The sequence below is a fragment of the Pseudomonas fluorescens genome, assembly GCF_001708445.1.
Classification (GTDB): Bacteria; Pseudomonadota; Gammaproteobacteria; order Pseudomonadales; family Pseudomonadaceae; genus Aquipseudomonas; species Aquipseudomonas gorinensis.
Genome location: NZ_CP015637.1, coordinates 3,817,538 through 3,836,252 on the forward strand (window position 1 = coordinate 3,817,538; position 18,715 = coordinate 3,836,252).

19 protein-coding genes are annotated in these 18,715 nt (G+C 63.0%); 4 read left to right on the forward strand and 15 right to left on the reverse strand.

The window, feature by feature from the left end; genetic code table 11:
* Positions 1-9: 9 nt before the first annotated feature.
* From A7317_RS16745 to A7317_RS16770, 6 genes are all read right to left on the reverse strand, one after another.
* Positions 10-1,725 carry an ATP-binding protein gene (locus A7317_RS16745; RefSeq protein WP_069076374.1) on the reverse strand — a complete coding sequence of 572 codons (1,716 nt, stop codon included), beginning with the start codon at positions 1,723-1,725 and terminating at the stop codon, positions 10-12.
* Between the two features lie 126 nt (positions 1,726-1,851).
* Positions 1,852-4,923 carry an error-prone DNA polymerase gene (locus tag A7317_RS16750; protein ID WP_069076375.1) on the reverse strand — a complete coding sequence of 1,024 codons (3,072 nt, stop codon included), beginning with the start codon at positions 4,921-4,923 and terminating at the stop codon, positions 1,852-1,854.
* A 43-nt stretch (positions 4,924-4,966) separates the two neighbouring features.
* Entirely contained in the window at positions 4,967-6,379 is a 1,413-nt protein-coding gene (locus tag A7317_RS16755; protein WP_069076376.1) for a Y-family DNA polymerase, read from the reverse strand.
* Between the two features lie 7 nt (positions 6,380-6,386).
* Entirely contained in the window at positions 6,387-7,001 is a 615-nt protein-coding gene (imuA, locus tag A7317_RS16760; RefSeq protein ID WP_069076377.1) for a translesion DNA synthesis-associated protein ImuA, read from the reverse strand.
* Positions 7,001-7,618 carry a transcriptional repressor LexA gene (gene lexA, locus A7317_RS16765; RefSeq protein ID WP_024075053.1) on the reverse strand — a complete coding sequence of 206 codons (618 nt, stop codon included), beginning with the start codon at positions 7,616-7,618 and terminating at the stop codon, positions 7,001-7,003. Before lexA ends, imuA begins: the two co-directional genes overlap by 1 nt.
* A gap of 405 nt (positions 7,619-8,023) precedes the next feature.
* On the reverse strand, positions 8,024-8,611 hold the full coding sequence (locus A7317_RS16770) for an NUDIX domain-containing protein (protein WP_024075052.1): 588 nt from the start codon (positions 8,609-8,611) through the stop codon (positions 8,024-8,026).
* 237 nt (positions 8,612-8,848) lie between these two features.
* On the opposite strand from A7317_RS16770, the gene A7317_RS16775 reads away from it, so the two are divergent.
* Positions 8,849-9,775, forward strand: coding sequence for an alpha/beta hydrolase (locus tag A7317_RS16775; protein WP_024075050.1), 927 nt, complete (start codon positions 8,849-8,851; stop codon positions 9,773-9,775).
* Positions 9,776-9,952: 177 nt separating this feature from the next.
* Here the strand turns inward: A7317_RS16775 and A7317_RS16780 are convergent, their stop codons facing one another.
* Positions 9,953-11,128: an alpha-hydroxy acid oxidase gene (locus tag A7317_RS16780; RefSeq protein ID WP_024075049.1), complete on the reverse strand. Its 1,176-nt coding sequence runs from the start codon at positions 11,126-11,128 to the stop codon at positions 9,953-9,955.
* Between the two features lie 121 nt (positions 11,129-11,249).
* Between A7317_RS16780 and A7317_RS16785 the strand changes: the two genes are divergently transcribed.
* Entirely contained in the window at positions 11,250-12,035 is a 786-nt protein-coding gene (locus A7317_RS16785) for a DeoR/GlpR family DNA-binding transcription regulator (protein WP_069076378.1), read from the forward strand.
* A gap of 261 nt (positions 12,036-12,296) precedes the next feature.
* On the opposite strand, the gene A7317_RS16790 is transcribed toward A7317_RS16785, so the two are convergent.
* Genes A7317_RS16790 through A7317_RS16805 form a run of 4 tightly spaced genes read right to left on the reverse strand, consistent with a single transcriptional unit; the run spans position 12,297 to position 15,348 of the window.
* Positions 12,297-13,649 (reverse strand): 4Fe-4S binding protein, encoded by a 1,353-nt coding sequence (locus tag A7317_RS16790; RefSeq protein WP_069076379.1) that lies wholly within the window; start codon positions 13,647-13,649, stop codon positions 12,297-12,299.
* Positions 13,646-14,485: an FTR1 family iron permease gene (locus A7317_RS16795; protein ID WP_024075042.1), complete on the reverse strand. Its 840-nt coding sequence runs from the start codon at positions 14,483-14,485 to the stop codon at positions 13,646-13,648. The genes A7317_RS16790 and A7317_RS16795 overlap by 4 nt, the downstream gene beginning before the upstream one ends.
* Before the next feature lie 9 nt (positions 14,486-14,494).
* Complete coding sequence (locus tag A7317_RS16800) at positions 14,495-14,818, reverse strand: cupredoxin domain-containing protein (protein ID WP_024075043.1); 324 nt, start codon at positions 14,816-14,818, stop codon at positions 14,495-14,497.
* Complete coding sequence (locus tag A7317_RS16805; protein WP_024075044.1) at positions 14,818-15,348, reverse strand: iron transporter; 531 nt, start codon at positions 15,346-15,348, stop codon at positions 14,818-14,820. The genes A7317_RS16800 and A7317_RS16805 overlap by 1 nt, the downstream gene beginning before the upstream one ends.
* Positions 15,349-15,527: 179 nt before the next feature.
* Between A7317_RS16805 and A7317_RS16810 the strand changes: the two genes are divergently transcribed.
* A complete protein-coding gene (locus A7317_RS16810) occupies positions 15,528-15,761 on the forward strand; it encodes a DUF3079 domain-containing protein (protein ID WP_041161182.1) in 234 nt (77 codons plus the stop codon).
* Here the strand turns inward: A7317_RS16810 and A7317_RS16815 are convergent.
* Complete coding sequence (locus tag A7317_RS16815) at positions 15,742-16,218, reverse strand: hemerythrin domain-containing protein (protein ID WP_024075046.1); 477 nt, start codon at positions 16,216-16,218, stop codon at positions 15,742-15,744. The genes A7317_RS16810 and A7317_RS16815 overlap by 20 nt on opposite strands.
* A gap of 429 nt (positions 16,219-16,647) precedes the next feature.
* Here A7317_RS16815 and A7317_RS16820 point away from each other — a divergent pair, with 429 nt between their 5' ends.
* Entirely contained in the window at positions 16,648-16,854 is a 207-nt protein-coding gene (locus A7317_RS16820; protein ID WP_069076380.1) for a PLD nuclease N-terminal domain-containing protein, read from the forward strand.
* Between the two features lie 220 nt (positions 16,855-17,074).
* On the opposite strand, the gene A7317_RS16825 is transcribed toward A7317_RS16820, so the two are convergent.
* Genes A7317_RS16825 through A7317_RS16835 form a run of 3 tightly spaced genes read right to left on the reverse strand, consistent with a single transcriptional unit; the run spans position 17,075 to position 18,669 of the window.
* Entirely contained in the window at positions 17,075-17,329 is a 255-nt protein-coding gene (locus A7317_RS16825; protein WP_024075001.1) for a cytochrome C oxidase subunit IV family protein, read from the reverse strand.
* A gap of 7 nt (positions 17,330-17,336) precedes the next feature.
* Positions 17,337-17,909, reverse strand: coding sequence for a cytochrome c oxidase subunit 3 (locus tag A7317_RS16830; RefSeq protein WP_069076381.1), 573 nt, complete (start codon positions 17,907-17,909; stop codon positions 17,337-17,339).
* Positions 17,893-18,669 (reverse strand): CbbQ/NirQ/NorQ/GpvN family protein, encoded by a 777-nt coding sequence (locus A7317_RS16835; protein WP_069076382.1) that lies wholly within the window; start codon positions 18,667-18,669, stop codon positions 17,893-17,895. Before A7317_RS16835 ends, A7317_RS16830 begins: the two co-directional genes overlap by 17 nt.
* Between the last annotated feature and the right edge of the window lie 46 nt (positions 18,670-18,715).

Here is an 18,715-nt window from a genome sequence, read left to right on the forward strand (position 1 = left end):
GGGGCTCGTTCAATCGGTCTGAGCCACACGGGCGGTAAGCACGCTGCGCAACCGTTGCGTCAGGGCTTCGGGGCTGTAGGGTTTGCTCAGCAGATGAATGTCGGCACTGAGCAGGTGGTTGGTGGAGAGAATGTCGCGGGTATGCCCCGAGGTGAACAGCACCGCCACCGGCGGCTGCTGGGCGCGGGCCCAGTCGGCCAGGTCGGTACTCTTGACGCGGCCGGGCATCACCACGTCGGTAAAAATAAGATCGGGGCGCATTCCGTCCAACAGCCTCTGCATCGCCCGGTCGCCGTCTTCAGCGGTCAGCACGGTATAGCCAGCCTGCTCCAGCAGCTCCACGACGGTCAATCGCACGCCCTCGTTGTCCTCCACCACCAGAATGGTCTCTTGGCCTGCGGCATGGGATACCGGCTCGGGTTCGATCTCCTGGCACTCCTCGTCCAAGCTGCGCGGGAAATACATTTGCACCACGGTGCCCTTGCCTTCCTCGCTCCACACCTCGACATGGCCGCCACTTTGCCGGACAAACCCGAACACCATGCTCAGGCCCAGGCCCGTACCGTGGCCATCGCGCTTGGTGGTAAAGAACGGCTCGAACACCCGCGACAGAATCGACGCCGGCATACCCACGCCGATATCCGTGACCGCCAGGCGCACATACTCGCCGGGCTGCAGGCTTTTACCGACGCAATCCTTGGGGTTGAGGATGATATTTTCGCCGGTGATGCGAATCACGCCCTCGCCTTTCATGGCATCCCGGGCATTGATCGCCAGGTTCAGCAGTGCGTTTTCCAGTTGGTTGCGGTCGACGTGGATGCACCAGGAATCCTGGGGCAGTTGCACATCGACATGGATGGTTTCACCCAATGCACGTTGCAACAATTCGCCCAGACCGGCGTAGATGCGCTGCGGGTTGTAGACCGCCGGTGACAGCGGTTGGCGACGCGCAAACGCGAGCAATTGCGAGGACAGCTTGGCACCGCGCTCCACCGCCGCAATGGCAGCGTTGACACGTCGCTGCACCTGGGGGTTTTCCGGCTCATGGCGGGCCAACAGGTGCAAATTGCCGGCGATCACTTGCAGCAGGTTATTGAAGTCGTGGGCCACGCCACCGGTCAGGCCGCCAATGGCTTCGAGTTTTTGCGACTGGCGCAGTTGCTCTTCGGCGACGGAGCGCGCCTGCACTTCGGCGGCAACGCGCTGCTCCAGGTTGTGGGTCAGCTCCTGGCGCAAGCGCTCGGAAATCACATGGGCGGTGGTCTCCACCACGATCGCCAAGACCCCGGCCGGCTGCTGGTCATCTCCGGCGACCGGGCTGTAATACAGGTCCAGCCATACGTTTTCCGGCTGGCCGTTGCGCAGCAACACCAGCTCCTTGTTGTGATAGGACAAAGTGCCACCCGCCAGGCAAGTGTCCACGACATGCCGATTGAAGTCGGCGACTTCCGGCCAGCCCAGCTCCACCGGCGTGCCCAGCAAATACGGATGACGGCCACCGGCAAACACGGAATAGCTGTCGTTGTAGATCATGTAGCCGGCCGGCCCCCACAGCATCACCATGGGCACGGGCGACGCCAGCATCATCTGCACGGTGCAGGCCAGGCTGGTGGACCAGCGATCCAGCGGGCCCAGGTCGGTGTGCGACCAGTCGAAGGCACGGATTCGCTGGGCCATTTCACCGCCCCAGCCTTCACAGCCGTGGGTGTTGGATAAAAAAGGCATCGATAGGCTCTTGGTGCAGAGAAACATTGATCGGTGGTGCAGTTCCACTGATAAAAACTTGGAGCCTGACTGTAATAAATCGTTTCATTGCATATAGCTCATCCGTCGTGAACTGGGCAACTCCCCTCAGTGAAAATCCCGGCTGCGCACAGGAATGCCGTCCAACAGCGGCGTCAGGTCGGTCAGGCGCCCGGCGATCAGGTGCCGTACCTCGCCCACCGCTTCCCAGCGCCCGTCCACCTTGAGTAGCCGCGAATTCACCAAGGCTGCGCGCTGGCGTTCTGCCAGATCGCGCCACACCACCACGTTCAGATTGCCGAACTCATCTTCCAGGGTGACGAAGGTCACGCCGCTGGCGGTGCCGGGGCGCTGGCGACCGGTCACCAGCCCGGCGACACTGACATTGCGCCCATGCTCCACCGCCAGCAGTTCGTTCGAGCTGCGACAGCGCCGCTTGCGCAGCTCATCACGCAACAACGCTAACGGATGGGGGCCGAGGGTGGTGCCGACCGTGACGTAATCGGCCTGCAAGTCCTCCCCCACCGTGGGCACCGGCAACGCCACCCGCGCTTCATCGGGGCTGGGCAAGCCGGCAAATAACCCAAGTTGCTTGTGCACCCCCGCCACATCCCAGCGTGCCTGGTGCCGGTTGCCGGCCAACGCGCGCAAGGCACCGGCATCCGCCAGCAAGGCCTCGGCGCGGGCGTCCAGCCCGGCGCGTTCGTCGAGATCGGCCACATCGCTGAAGGCGCGGTGCTGGCGGGCCGCTTCGATACGCCGCCCATCCTCTTCGCGAAACCCGGAAATCATACGCAAGCCCAGGCGGATCGCCGGTTGCTGGCCGTCGATGGGTTCCAGGCTGCACTCCCAGTCACTGGCCTGCACGTCTACCGGACGAATCTGCAAGCGATGGCGGCGGGCGTCCTGCAGGATTTGGTCCGGGCTGTAGAACCCCATGGGCCAGCTGTTGATCAGCGCACAGGCGAACGCCGCCGGCTCATGGCATTTGAGCCAGCAACTGGCGTAGGTCAGCAAGGCGAAACTGGCCGCGTGAGACTCGGGGAACCCGTAGCTGCCAAAGCCCTTGATCTGCTCGAAGATCTGCGCGGCAAAGGCTTCGCTGTAGCCATTTTTCAGCATGCCGTTGCGCAGGCGCACTTGATGGGGTTCCAGCCCGCCGTGACGTTTCCAGGCGGCCATGGAACGGCGCAACTGGTCGGCCTCGCCGGGGGTATAGTCGGCGGCGACGATGGCGATTTGCATCACCTGCTCCTGGAACAGCGGCACGCCCAATGTTCGTTCCAACACCGTCTTGAGCTGCGGCGACGGATAGGTGGTGGGCTCTTCTTTGTTACGCCGACGCAGATACGGATGCACCATGCCGCCCTGGATCGGCCCAGGGCGCACGATGGCAACCTCGATCACCAGGTCATAAAAGTTCTGCGGCTTGAGCCGGGGCAACATCGACATTTGCGCCCGCGACTCGATCTGGAACACACCGATGGTGTCGGCCTTGCTGATCATTGCGTAGGTGGCCGGGTCTTCCTTGGGGATCGTCGCCAACGACAGGTCGCGGTGGCGATGGCGGCGCAGCAGGTCGAAACAACGGCGGATCGCGCTGAGCATGCCCAAGGCGAGGATATCCACCTTGAGCAGGCCGACGGCGTCGAGGTCATCCTTGTCCCACTGGATGATCGTGCGATCGGCCATGGCGGCATTTTCCACCGGCACCAACGTATCCAGCGGGTGTTCGGAAATCACGAAACCACCGGGGTGCTGGGACAGGTGCCGGGGGAAGCCGATCAGTTGCCGGGTCAACGTAAGTACCCGGCGCAACGCTGGGCTTTCAGGGTCGAAACCACTTTCACGCAGGCGCTCCAGCGGCGGTGCCTCATCACTCCAGCGCCCGCAGCATTCGGCCAGGGCGTTGACCTGGTCGGGCGGCAACCCCAGGGCCTTGGCCACGTCGCGCACCGCGCCGGCTGCGTGGTAACTGCTGACCACCGCCGTGAGGGCCGCGCGCGTACGGCCATAGCGCTGGAACACGTATTGCAGCACTTCTTCGCGGCGTTCGTGTTCGAAGTCCACGTCGATGTCCGGCGGCTCATTGCGCTCCTTGGACAGGAAGCGCTCGAACAGCATGTTCATCAGGCTCGGGTTGATCTCGGTAATGCCTAAAGCAAAACACACCGCCGAGTTGGCCGCCGAGCCGCGCCCCTGGCACAGGATCGAACGGCTACGGGCGAAGCGCACGATGTCATGCACCGTGAGGAAATAGCTTTCGTAACCCAGCTCACTGATCAGCTGCAGCTCGTGGTTGATCTGCTGCAAGGTCTTGGCGTCGACACCCTCTGGCCAGCGCTGGGCAATGCCTTCTTCGGTGAGGGTGCGCAGCCAGGTTTTCGCGCTTTGGCCTTCGGGCACCAGTTCGCGCGGGTATTGGTAGCGCAACTGGCCGAGGTCGAAGGTGCAGCGGCGGGCAATCGCCTGGGTTTCGTCGAGCAAGGCTTGCGGGTACAACGCGGCCAAGGCCTCCAGGCTGCGCAAATGCCGCTCGCCATTGGGGTGCAACCGCGTACCCGCTTCGGCCACCGGCACGTGATAGCGGATGGCGGTCATGGTGTCTTGCAGGGCGCGGCGGCCGCGCGCATGCATATGCACATCGCCGCAAGCCACTGCGGGAAGTTGCAGGCTGGCGGCCAGGTGCAGGCGTTGTTCCAGGAGGCGCGCATCGTCCTGGCCACAATGCAGATGCACCGCCAGCCACAGGCGCTCGGCGAAGGTGCGGCGCAACCATTGGATCGAGGCCTGGGTGTCGCTGTCTGCGGCGACCCATAGCGCCAGTAACCCAGGCAGGGGTTGCTCGAAGTCCTCTTGCAGCAGGCGATAGCGCCCCTTTTCCGCCCGCCGTCGGGCCAGGGTGATCAAACGGCACAAGTGCTGGTAGCCGCTGAGGTTTTCCACCAGCAGCACCAGCTTCGGGCCGTTTTCAATGCGCATCTCGCTGCCGATAATCAACGGCAACTCCACCGCCTTAGCCGCCTGCCAGGCCCGCACGATACCCGCCAGGGTGCACTCGTCGGTGATCGCCAGCGCGCTGTAGCCCTGGCGCTTGGCCCGCTCGAACAACTCCAGCGCGCTGGAGGCGCCGCGTTGGAAACTGAAGTTGGACAGGCAGTGCAGTTCGGCGTAGCTCATGCTTGCAGCTCACGGTGGGAAGGTGGCGACAGCCTGCGGTGGTTCATGCGAACCAGCCTTGCAGCCACAACCCATCGTGTTGCCCCACGGTGCGGTAGGCCCAGCCTTGCTGGCCGGCGCGGGTCTGGATCAGGTAGTAGTCGCGACGGATATCGGCGCCATCCCACCAGCCGGATTCGATACGCTCCGGCCCCATCAAGACCTGCACGCCCTGCTCGGCCAGCAAGGTCGGTTCGTTGAGCAACCAGCCGGGGCGCTGCACCTTGTCCAGGCTTGGGCACGGGCGGCTGTCGGCGGCCGCTTGCCAGGCGCATTCGGGGCGGTGGTCGGCGTGAAAACGCAGGCCTTGCACCGCATCATCCCCCAGCCGTGCACGCAAGCGTTCGCGCAACTGTTCCCAGGGCAGGGTCTGCTGCGGGCGATCGTCGAACAGGTCCTTGCGCTGCGGCACGAACACCGGCAGGTCCTGGGCCACCAGGCGAAAGCCGCGCACCGGTGACGTGACCTGCACGTGCTCGAGGCGACCGCGGGCCAGTTCGAAGAGCATCGCCGGCTCACGTTCGGCGCTGAGCAGGCCAACCTTGATCACGCTGTCCGGCGCCTGGGCGTGCTCCAGGTGCAGGTCAAAACGCTGTACGCCGCTGTCGCGGCCGCAGAGGAAAGCCGACAGGTCACCGGTCAGCCGGCGCAAGGGGAATAGCAACGCCTGGTGGGATTGCACGTCGAAGTTCAGCTCGATGCGTACATCGAAGCGATCCGGTGGCTGATAGAACGCCAGGGCCAGCGGCCGGTATCCGCCAAGAGCATCCAGGTGCTTGAGCACGCTGGCCTCAAAGCGCCGCGCCAGGGTATGCCGGGGCAACGCCTGCACTTGGGCCAAGGTGCGCAGGCCCATGCGTGACAAGGCCATGGCGGCCTGCGGCTCGAGGCCGGCGCGGTCGATAGGCAACGGCGCCAGGGCCTGCATCAAGGCGTCATCGTCTACGGCCAACCCATCGTAGAGATTGGCCAGCACGCGCGCCGCCGCCGGGTTGGGCGCGGCGACGATGCGGTGACGAAAGCCCAGCTCGTTCAGTTCCTTGCGCAAGCGCGCTTCGAAACGCGGCCATGGCCCGAACAGCCCCAGGCTCGATTCGATTTCAAACAGCAGCGCGCGGGGGTAGAACACACTGACCTGGGAACTGAACTGGTAGGCCCAGGCCGCGAGAAACTGCTGCCAACGCTCGATCTCCACCGGGTCGTACTCGGCGCAGGCAAAACCCTTGGCCAGGGCCTGCGCCGCCGTCAGCGACTGGCCGGGGCGCAGGCCCAATGCACGGGCGGCCGCGTTGACGGTTTGCAACACGCGCCGCTGCGGCGTACCGGCCAGCAACGCCAAGGGCTGATCCGCCTCGGGATGCAGGCGCTGCACCCCGTCCAGCGCCAATTGCGGGAAGACAATACACACCCAGCGCATATCAACCTCAGTGCCCGGCCAGCGCAATCGGCGCCGGATGAGCAAGCCCGCCTCGACACTTGAGCACCCGCACTTGCGCGGGCTTGGCCTCCACGGCCAGGCGCAGGGCCGCAGGCGACGCATTGATCGCCTCGCCCAAGGCGCGCCAGGCAAACGCCAGGGTCTGCCCGGTTTCGGCCGCCACCTGCAAACGGCGCAATGCCCGGTCATCGGCCTTGCGCGGCCAGCACAACACGGCGCCGCAACTGCCGGAACGCAGGCACTGCTCCACCGCCCACAAGGCGTCGCGCTCTTCGGCCTGGACCACCGAAAGCTGACGCAAATCCACCCCGGCGTTCTGCCAGGCGTGGGGGTACGGCGTGTAGGGCGGCGCCACCAGCACAATGCGTTCCCCGGCGGCCGATAAGCGCGCCAGGGTGGGCAGCACCAGTTGCAACTCGCCCACACCGTCCTTGGCCATGAGGATTTCGCTCAGGGCCGACTCCGGCCAGCCGCCCGTGGGCAGCACCGCATCCAGCGCCGCCAGCCCCGTGGGGTGCACACTGGCCGGAGGCACGGCGGGCCGGCCCTTCCAGACGCGGCCGCCATTGAACAGCGAGTCCAGTGCTACGACGGCGCCCATCAGCCTTGCCTCACCAGGCCGCAGAACACCCCTTCGATAGCCAGGTCCTGGTCGGGGCCTACCACGATGGGTTGATACGCCGGGTTGCGGGGCAGCAGGCGGACATGGTCGCCGTGACGTTCGAAGCGTTTGATGGTGACTTCACCGTCCAGGCGCGCGACCACAATCTGGCCGTTCAACGCTTCGGCACTGCGGCGCACGCCGACCAGGTCACCGTCGAGGATGCCGTCTTCGATCATCGAATCGCCCTGGACCCGCAGCAGGTAATCCGGGGTTTTCGCAAAGGTGGCAGGGTCGAGTTGCAGGCGGTTGTGGACTTCGGCATCGGTGCCGATGGGCAAGCCTGCAGCGACTCGACCGAGAACGGGGACGTCCAGCCATTCGGGGCGGGCGGGTTGGTTGAGCAAGCGAATACCACGGGCCTGGTTGGGGTTGACCTCGATGAAGCCGGCTTCAGTCAGGGCCACCACATGTTTGCGTGCGACGCTGCGGGAGGCGAAGCCAAACGCCTCGGCGATCTCGGCGAGGCTGGGGGGTTGGCCTTGCTGCGCGATGCGGTCGCGGATGAAGGTCAGGATGGCGGTACGGCGGGGGGTCAGGTTTGTCATGGAGTACATTTGTACTCCTGCGGGAAATTTCTGACAATAGCCGGTAGTCGGGGGGAGTGTTAGTGGAGGCATCTGGTGGCTGACCCACCGCCATCGGGGGCAAGCCCCCTCCCACATTTTTTACCGAGTACACCAGTCATAACTCCGGTCGGCTCCAAGGCAGCCAAAGCCAGAGCAAAAGCAGACTCAGATTTACCTGATGCATGCAGATCCAAATGTGGGAGGGGGCTTGCGCCCCCGATGGCGGTGGTGAAGCCATAGATGCATCCACTGACACTCCCTCATCGGGGGCAAGCCCCCTCCCACATTTCAACCGAGTACACCAGGCACAACTCCGGTCGGCTTTCAGGCCGTCGTGCTTTGGCGCTTGATCTCAAATCGCCCCGTCAAACACGCTGGCCGAACGCATCCCCCTCACCAGCCCTCTTTCAACATCCGCAACTCCAAATGCTGCAGCAACATAATGGTCTTCCCATCCACAATCTCCCCCCTCGCCACCATCGCCAGCGCCCGCTCAAACCCCAGCTCCAGCACCTCGATATCCTCCCCCTCCTCTTCGAGCCCGCCGCCGGTCCCTACCCGATCCCCCGCCTGGTACTCACCGATAAAAAAGTGAATCCGCTCCGTCACCGACCCCGGGCTCATGAACGCTGCGTAGATCTTCTCTACGTGCCCCACCCGATACCCCGTCTCTTCCTCGGCTTCCAGGCGAATGCGCTCTTCTGGGCTGGCGTTGTCCAGCAACCCGGCCGCCGCTTCGATCAGGTAACCGTGGTAATCGTTGACGAAGGTGGGCATGCGGAACTGACGAATCAGCAACACCGTGCGCTGTGTGCGGTTGTACAGCAGGATCGTCGCGCCATTGCCCCGGTCGTACACCTCGCGGGTCTGGGCCTGCCAGCTGCCATCCCGGCGGCGCAGGTCGAAGCTGTACTTCTTCAAAACATACCAATTGTCAGAGAGGGTCTCTTCGGCAGTGATGCGAACGGGACTGTTATCCATGGTCAGGCCTTAGCTCAAAGGAGCGTGAGCATGTCGTGATGGCAACACCAGCGTCAAGCGCGTCGCATACCGCTACAATCGCGCGCGGGGGCGTAATCGGGTGCAAGTGGTCGAGACGGCCTGAGCACCATGCTGTAACACTTTGCAAGCAATCGCCCTTCGCGGCTGTCGAATTAATTCCTGTACCGACAAGCCTTCTGTTAAAAACCGTCCTTCACCTTTGCCTTGGAACCTTCGATGTCATCTCGTTTTATGTCGCGCCTGGGCCTACGCTGGTTTCCCCTGCTGTGCATGCTCCTGTTGATCGTAGGTTTACCCGTGGGCTGCTCGGTGCTGCAGCACAAGGAGCGCGAGCTGGTGTTTCGCATCGAGCCCGGTACCGCCAGTTGGTACAGCGGCTTGCCCAGGGCGGTGCAGGAATTCGAACTCAAGCCCACCCGTTTCAAATCAGGGCAGAACATTCATGGCTGGTGGTACCCGGCGGAGCACAAGGATGCTCCGGCGATCCTGTACCTGCACGGCGTGCGCTGGAACCTCACCGGGCAGTTGTTTCGCATCGAGCAATTACATGCGTTGGGCTTCTCGGTGCTGGCTATCGACTATCGCGGTTTTGGCCAGAGCCACGGTGACCTGCCTTCGGAAACCACGGTATACGAGGACGCGCGCATTGCGTGGGAACGCTTCCAGGTGTTGCAGCCCGACCCGAACAAACGCCTGATCTACGGGCACTCCCTGGGTGGCGCGGTGGCGATCGACCTGGCGGCCGAGCTGGGCAGGCAAACGCCGCTGCCGGTGCGCGGGCTGGTGGTCGAGTCCACCTTCACCTCCCTGGCGGATGTGGCCACGGCCGTGGCGAACACGTCGTTGCCCGTGCGCTGGTTGCTCTCGCAGAAATTCGACTCCATCGACAAGATTGCCGACATCCATATGCCGCTGCTGGTGGTCCATGGCCTGGACGATCGCTACGTGCCCCCGCGTTTCAGCCAGCAACTATTTGACGCGGCCCAAGAGCCCAAACGGTTGCTGCTGGTGCCCGGCGCCAGCCATAACAACAGCATGAGCCTGGCCGGCCGCAGCTATCGCCAGGCGCTGGACAACCTGATGCGGGCGAAGATGCCGGCACAGGTTGTCACCCACGCCACAGGGCGCAATAACGAGTCATAAAAAAGGTTTTCGGCACTGGGTTCGCGCGAGCCTGTCAAGCGCAAACCCTGCCCATGCTGGCCCTCGCCACAAGTTGATCAAATATTAACCTTGGGTTAAATCGCCAACCCTGCCGGGCCCCGGCAAAGTTATCCACAGAGATACCCACGGTTTTCGTGGACAACTCTTTTCACTTTTTTATGATTTTTTTGCGCAGCCTACCCCTTCGGGAAAGGACCCTGGCAGCAGAATCTCGCGATTCACATCGCGTATATCGTTATACCCGCACAGCGCCATCGACACGTCCAACTCACGGGCAATGATGTCCAGTGCCTTGGTCACCCCCGCTTCGCCCATGGCGCCCAAGCCATACAAATGCGGACGACCGATCATGGTACCCTTGGCGCCCAAGGCCATCGCCTTGAGCACGTCCTGACCGGAACGAATGCCGCCGTCGAGCCACACTTCAATGCGCTCGCCCACCGCGTCGACAATCGCCGGCAACTGGCTGATGCTCGATGGAGCCCCGTCCAGCTGGCGCCCGCCGTGGTTGCTCACCACCAGCGCATCGGCACCGGAATTGGCGGCCAGGCGCGCATCTTCCACATCGAGGATGCCCTTGATAATCAACTTGCCGCCCCAGCACTTCTTGATCCATTCCACGTCGTCCCAACTCAGGCGCGGGTCGAATTGCTGGGCGGTCCACGACGACAGCGAACTCATGTCCGCCACGCCCTTCACATGCCCCACGATATTGCCGAAGCCATGGCGCTTGGTACCGAGCATGCCCATCACCCAGCGCGGCTTGGTCATCATGTTGAGGATATTTGGCAGGGTCAGTTTGGGCGGTGCAGACAGACCGTTGACCAGGTCCTTGTGGCGTTGCCCGAGTATCTGCAGGTCCAGGGTCAACACCAGCGCATCCACGCCGGCCGCCTTGGCGCGCTCGATCAATTGCTCGATAAACCCACGGTCGCGCATCACATACAACTGGAACCAGAACGGTTGGCCGACCTGTTCGGCGATGTCTTCCAGGGAGCAGATGCTCATGGTCGACAGGGTATAGCGCAAGCCAAAAGCGGCCGCAGCGCGGGCGGTGAGAATCTCGCCATCGGCATGCTGCATGCCGGCCAGGCCAGTGGGCGCCAGGGCGACCGGCATGGCCATGTCCTGGCCGATCATGGTGGCGCGGATCGAGCGCTCATCGATGTTGCGCGCCACACGCTGGCGGAATTTGATGCGGGCAAAATCGCTTTCATTGGCCCGGTAGGTGCTCTCAGTCCAGGAGCCGGAATCGGCGTAGTCGTAAAACATCCTGGGGACACGTTTCTGCGCCAGCTTGCGTAAGTCTTCGATGGTTGTGATCAACGACATCGGGGTCACCTCTCCCTGAACTGAACGTCGAGAGTAACCGCCCATCGCCCGCGCAACCAGCCATTGCGTTTATATCGACAGGCGACTAATCTCGCACAAACACGCAAAAAGACGCACAAACATGCACAACACCCATCAAGCCGTTGACCTGCCTTCGTTGCGCAAACAAAAGATCCTGTTATTGCTGGAACGTGACGGCAAAGTCACGGCCTCCGACTTGGTGGAACACTTTGCCGTCTCCCACGACACCATCCGCCGTGACCTCGGCGAACTGGCCGCGGCCGGCCTGTTGCAACGCGTGCACGGCGGCGCCCTGCCCCGGCCCAAGGACAGCGGCAAGGACTTCTTCACCCGTGTCGGCGAGACCAACGAGGCCAAGCACCACCTGGCGCAACTGGCGGCCGATCGTGTGGAAGACGGCCAGATCGTGCTGTTCGATTCCGGCTCCACCACACTGCGCATCGCCCAGGCCTTGCCGCACTCGATCCGCCTGACCGTGGTCACCCCGTCACCGATGATCGCCATCGCCCTGGCCGATCATCCCCAGGTGAAAATCATCCTCGCCGGCGGCCAACTCAACCCTGCGACCTTGTCCACCAGCGGCCAGGAAACCGTGCGCCTGATCCAGGGCATCAAGGCCGACCTGCTGTTTACCGGGGTGTGCGCGCTACATCCGCAGGTCGGCATCAGCTCGCTGCATTTTGATGAAGTGGCGGTCAAGCAAGCGTTGCTCGACAGCGCGTCCCATGTGGTGGCGGTGACCATGGCGGACAAACTCGGTGCCGTGGAACCTTTTGTGGTGGCGCCGTGCAACCGTATCCATACGCTGATTACCGAATGGCACGTGCCGGGTATCGAGGCGTATGAGCAGCTAGGGCTGGAAGTGATACGGGTCGAGGTCGAGTAGGAACAGGGGCACCCAATAGCACGGTGGCGAACGGGCCGTTGTGGCGAGCGGGCTTGCCCCGCGTTGGGCTGCGCAGCAGCCCCAAAAAACTGCCCCGGAGCTGCCTGGCACACTGCAGCGCTCTTATTGGGGCTGCTTCGCAGCCCAACGCGGGGCAAGCCCTAATGCCGTTCAGTTAAGGCTTTTTTGTAGGAGCGAGACCCCGCCAGCCGCCGTTACCGCAGCAACGGATATGTACACGGACCCAGACCCGCCCCCCAATCAACCCCACCCCCAAAACTGCAACCACCACCCAACCCCCACCAACCCATTACTCAACACCACAAAAAACCAAGCCCCCCCACGTAACCCCCGCCCAACCCCCCGAAGCTGCCGCCACCCCAACCACAAGCACCACCCAACCGCCCCAACCAGCAACACCGCCCGCGCCGACTGCACCCAACCCAACCCCAACCCCTCATAACGCAGCAACTTCACCGTGGTCGCCGACAACCCCAGGAACAACCCCGCACCACCGAGGGGCGTCAGTGTCAGCGCCAAGGGCCGAAACAGTGCGCGATCCCCCGCCACCCAGGTAGCCAGGCGCAGCAGCAGCCAGCAGCCACCACCGAACAACAGTGCGCTGCCACACAGGTACAGCACGATGCACAGGCCATCGAGCCAGCTGAAGCTGTCATTGAGTTGCGGGTAGTGAGTGAGCAGCCACCAGGGCGCAGTGTCTTGCAGGGGCCACAGCCAGTCATGACTCACCAGCCACGTCGCCAGGGTTTGCTTGAGCGCGATAAACCATGGGCTGACCGTCCATTGAAACGCCCCCATTGCCAGGCCGATCACGCCAAACAACAACAGGCGCGCATCCCATGCCGAGCCGGGTTGGCGAGGTGCCTGAAGGATCTCCGTATTGCACGACCGGGCGATCAATTGCACGGCCCCGCGTTGTCCGCTGCAACGGCCACAGGCATGGCACTCGCTGGCCCCTTGCAAGCGGCGGATATCCAGCAGCGGCGCGCAGTTGGGCAGCGGCAGGCGCGGTGCGGTGTTGGCCTTCCAGCGTTGCTCATCCACCGCGAAATGCACCGGCGCCAGGCGGGCGAGCAGGGCGAAGACGCCGCTGACCGGGCACAGGTAACGGCACCACACGCGTTTACCGCGCACGAACAACAGGCCGACGACCATGGCCGCCAGGGTCGAGCCGCCGAGGATCAGCAAGGCGGCCTGGGCGTAGTCATACACACTGATCAACTGGCCATACAGGGTCGTCAGGCAAAAGCCCAGCGTCGGCCAGCCGCTCCAGCGCACCCAGCGCGGAATGCCCAGGCCGCGCCCGTGCTGGCTGGCCCATTCGCTCAACGAACCTTCTGGGCAAAGCACCCCGCACCACAGGCGCCCGAACAGCACCATCGACAGCAACACGAACGGCCACCAGAGGCCCCAGAAGATAAATTGCGCGAGCAGTGTCAGGTTGTTCACCAGGCGCGCCTGGCTGCCCGGCAAGGGCAGCAGCGCCGGCAACACCAACAGCACGGCGTAAACCAGCACCACCAGCCATTGCACGGTACGGATTAACCGCCCATGGCGCCGCATGCCATCGCCCAGGCGCTGCAGCCAGGTCATGCCGCTGGCCGCGAGCGACGCAGGCCGTTGCCGACCCACAGCCAATAGCCGAGCAGCACCAGCACGGTAACCAGGCTCGGCGCGGCACGGTAGCCGGCAAAATCGGCCAGCAGCGACCCCAGGCCGTGGCTGTCGCTGAGCAGGGCGCTGCTGTCCCAGCGGCTTTCACCGAAGGCGCCATACACCCATTCGGGCAGGTCCATGCCCAGCAGTTGTCCGCTGATACGGTCCACGGCGGCCACCAGCAAGGCCCCACCCAATAGCAACAGCAGTGCTTCGCTGAGGGCAAAAAACAGCGACCAGGAGATAAAGCGTCGACTGCCCCGCAGCAGCACCACCGTCAGGCCCGCCAGTACCAGGCCCAACAGGCCGCCGATGGCGAACAGGCTCAGTGCCGGACCGTTAAGGCGCGCCCCGGCGCCATACAAAAACACCACGGTTTCACTGCCTTCACGGCTGACTGCCAACAGCGCCAACAACAGCACCCCCCAACCACCCTGGCGGGCCAGGCGCTGATCGGCTTCGCGCACCAGGCTGTGTTTGAGCGTGGCGCCGTGGCGATGCATCCAGAACACCATCTGCACCATCAAGCCGCTGGCCAGTAACGTCAGCGCCGCTTGTGCCCATTCACCCTGGGAGCCGCTCATGGCTTCGCCGGCCCACAGCATCAAGCCGGCCAACCCGGCGGAGCACAGCAGCCCGAGCAACACCCCGGCCCACAGGAAACGCGCCAGGCGTGAGTGTTCGGCCTGGCGGCTGATCCACACCTGAAGAATGCCGATCACCAACAACGCCTCGACGCTTTCACGCCAGACGATAAACATCGATTGATTCATCAACGGCTCCTATTGCGCGAGGATGCTGCCTTCGGGCAACTGTGGGTTGAATTCGTCGAAGAACGGGTACAACCCCGGCTTGAGCGGATGGATGACCACAAAAGTGGTCACGCCAGGGGACAGCACCTTCTCCACCCGCAACGGCGTGCTTTCGAATTCGGCCGGGCCTTGGCCGATATTGTTGAGCACGATCTTGAAGCGCTCATCGGCCTTGACCACCAATTGCGGCGGGTCGAAATGGCCGTCTTGCAGGCTCAGTTCATACGTGGGCAACGGCGCCGCCAGGGCCGTGCCGCTCAGCAGCACGCTGCCCAGCAGCAGGGCGCGGCGCATCAGTAGCCGCCTTTTTTGCCGATACCGGCGTAGACAAATTCGTAATGCACTTCGCAGCGTTCGAACCAGGGCGCGACGCCGGTTTCCTTGTCGGTGTGGCGGCCCAGGGAGTGGTGGCCGGTGGGCGGCAATACGCTGAAGGTGAGGGTGTATTTGCCAGGGCCTTGCAGCTTGACGTTGTCGCCATAGTGCGGCCCGTCATTGGCGACCATGGCGTGGAAGTCGCCGTTGATCGGCGTCTCGCTGCCTTGTTTTTTCAGGGAGAACGACAGGTTCAGGTAGGGCACGAAACTGCCTTCCTGGAAGCCTTGGGCGTTGTCCGCCGTGGCGCGTACATCGGCCTCCAGGTGCACGTCGGAATCGGTGGTGGCGCGCATCATGCCGGCGGGGGCCATCTCGATGGGTTGCAGGTACACCGCGCCGATTTCCAGCCCTGGGCAGTGTTGCGGTTCGCCGATGGGATATTCCTTGGCGAACGCCGCAGAAGTGGACAACAGCAGGATGAGGGGCAGTGCAGAGGGGATACGCATGGAGGCTTCCTGACGGGTGAGGGGAGAGAGCCCGAGTCTAGGAAGGTCAGGGGTAAATAATAATGATTCTTGTCAAGTTTCGATGATATTTCATGTTGGCCAGGCTTGATATCGGTCAAGGCCAGGCACCTGTGATCGGCGTAGGTTGGACCTATCGTTCGCCGGTAGGGAACCTCGTCATGGCCAAGCCTTTTCCACTGCACCCCAAGCACCCCGAGCGCATCTGCTGGGGGTGCGACCGCTATTGCGCCGCCACCGACCTGGCCTGCGGCAACGGTGCCGACCGTACCATGCACCCGGCCGAGATGATCGGTGATGACTGGTACGAACATGGCGATTGGGGCGTTACCCCGGAGCCCGCCGCCGCGGACGAGCCGTCAGGGGCCACAGTGCTCAGGCTGCGAGGGGTTTAGTCTGCATCGACTTCTTGTAGGCGGCTTTCATGGCTTCCATTTCGGCGCCAAGCTCCTCGAGGACAGCTTTGCCCAACAGCTTCTTCGCTTGAGGGAACATCTCGGTTTCCTCTTCTTCGATATGGTGCTCCAGCAGCTCCTTGACCACTTTGACGCGGCCGGAAAACTCAGTGGTGGAAGGCTCGGTCTGTTTCAGGTCGGGCAATACCAGGGCATCGACTGTGCGGTGCTCTTCCTTGGCTTCGTGGTACATGATGTCCTGTTCCTTGCCACCGGCTTTGCGGAAGGCCGGGTACAGAATCTCCTCCTCCAGCTTGGTGTGCAGGCTGATTTCCATCTCCAGTTTGGCCAGCAATTCGGTGCGCTTCTTGACGCCACGCTCGGTGGATTCGCTCAGTTGAGTCAGCAGTGCTTTGACGCGTTCATGGTCAGCCTTGAGAAGGTCAATGGCATTCATGTTGAAACCTCACGGATAGCGCTCGGGCGCGTCGACATGCGCGCCTCGTCCAGTGGGATATTGCATCAGCTGTACCAACATGGCTGATTGGTAAATTTTCTTATTAATCAGTTAGTTGAGTATGTTTTATGCGTCTGCTTATCGTGCAGCTTGCATGGTCGGGCCCTCAGCGGGTTGCATTACACCGTCCTGACTTTCCGGTGTTTGAAGTTCTCGGTGGCCAGGCACTGGAAGATTGCCAACTGGGTTTACGCCTGCAGGGATACCCGGTCGTCCTGAGCGTTTGGCATTTCCAGTAAGAAGGGAGCCGAGGTTGGGTCAGGGGGGCTCCAGTGCGCCATAACCGTTGGGCGTGAGCGGCTGCACGAAATCCGATGGAACCCTCGGGGTAGATGCTTGACCTAATGCATGGACCTCAGGAGGTGAACCATGCAAATTGAATATATCTGGATCGCGTTGGCGGTGATTCTGCTGCTGTTGGAATTATGGGCGATCAATATCGTATTGCGCAGTACCAGTGGCTGGGAGACCAAGGGGCTGTGGCTGGTCATTCTGATTTTCGTGCCGCTGCTGGGGCTGATTGCCTGGGCGATGTTCGGGCCCAAGCGGGAGATGCCGGAGCAGCGCAAACAGTAACCTGTGGCGAGCGGGCTTATTGTGGCGAGGGGGCTTGCCCTAATGCCATTCAGTTAAGCGTACATCGCCTTCTGTAGGAGCGAGCTTGCTCGCGAAAAACGTCAACGACGCGGGTTTCTTTTTGGTTGGCATACATGCACCTCTTACTCATGTTATGCCCGAACACAAAATTTCTGACACCCCCCAGTCGCCGTTACCGCAGAAATGGATATGTACTCAGTCAACCAGCCCATGTACTCATCACCACAGCAACCAATATCCCCCCCACTATCACCACCCCCCACCCCACCATCGCCAAACGCCACCCCCAAGGCCCATGCCGCAATTCCATAAACCCATCCACAATCACCCAGCCCTTCACCACCGCCAACCCCAGCACCACTCCCCACAGCCCAGACGCGCCAGTCAAGACCGTACCAACACTCAGCGCCACCAGCACCGCCCAACACACCACCACTCCCAGGGAACCTCCCATCCGCACCTCACCCAATCACATAGACCAACGGAAACAACACCACCCACACCAAATCCACCATGTGCCAATACAGCACCCCAGACTCCACCCCACTCAAGCCAGTGCCCGGATAAGCCCGCCGCCAACAACCCACCGCCACCCACCCGAGAATCACCATCCCCAGCAGCACATGCAGAAAATGAAACCCGGTCAGAATCCAATACAAAGTGAAGAAGGTGCTGTGCTCCAGCCCCAGCCCGGCGGCGGCCAGGTGGGCGTACTCGCCGAGTTTGATCCCCACGTACACCAGTGCCACCAGCAACGCGCCCACCAACAACGCGCCGCCCTCGCGCGAGCGCCCCAGACGTACGCGCTGCACAGCCAACGCCGCGAGCAAGCCCGTGGTCAGCAGGCTCAAGGTCATCGCCAATCCCGTCGAGGTATCCAGCTGCGCGCGCCCGTCAGCAAACACCTCGGGCTTGAGTACCTGGGTCACGGCGAATGCCAGGATCAGAATCGCAAACACCGACAGCTCAGCGAGGATAAAAAACCACATCGCCAGGTCACCTGGCAGCCGGCGCGGTTCAGGCGAAGTGCACATCCACCACGTCCATCAGCGCAGCCACGGTGAGGGGATCATCGCTCAGCGGTTCCGCCAGGCAGGCCAGGCACGCCTCGCGCGGGTTCATGCCGGCGCCGATCAGGCGTGCGGTGAAGATCAACAGGCGTGTGGACGCGACTTCTTCCAGGTCGTGCTGATCGAGGCGACGCAATGCCTGGCCAAGACGCACGATCTGGGCGGCGAGCGCTGCGTCCACGCCTGCCTCACGGGCGACGATGCGTTCCTCGTCGGCCACTGGCGGGTAGCCGAAACGCAAAGCGACGAAGCGCTGGCGCGTGCTGGGTTTCATGCCCTTGAGCAGGTTCTGGTAACCAGGGTTGTACGACACCACCAGCATGAACGACGACGGCGCCTTGAGCACTTCGCCGGTGCGTTCCAGGTAGAGCTCGCGACGCTCGTCGGCAATCGGGTGCAGCACCACGGCGGTGTCCTGGCGCGCCTCGACCACTTCGTCGAGGTAGCAGATACCGCCTTCGCGTACGGCGCGGGTCAGCGGGCCGTCCTGCCACCAGGTGCCATTGGCGCCGATCAGGTGGCGGCCGAGCAAGTCGGCGGCGCTCAGGTCGTCGTGGCAGGCCACGGTGTACAGCGGCAGGTTCAGGCGGTGCGCCATGTGCTGTACGAAACGGGTCTTGCCACAGCCGGTCGGGCCTTTGATCAGCACCGGCATGCGGTGGCGCCAGGCGTGTTCGAACAGCGGCTGTTCGTTATGCAGCGGTTGGTAGAAGGGCTCGGTCATCACGCGTACTCACAACGGGTTCGACTGCCACGCTAAGGGCCCCTGC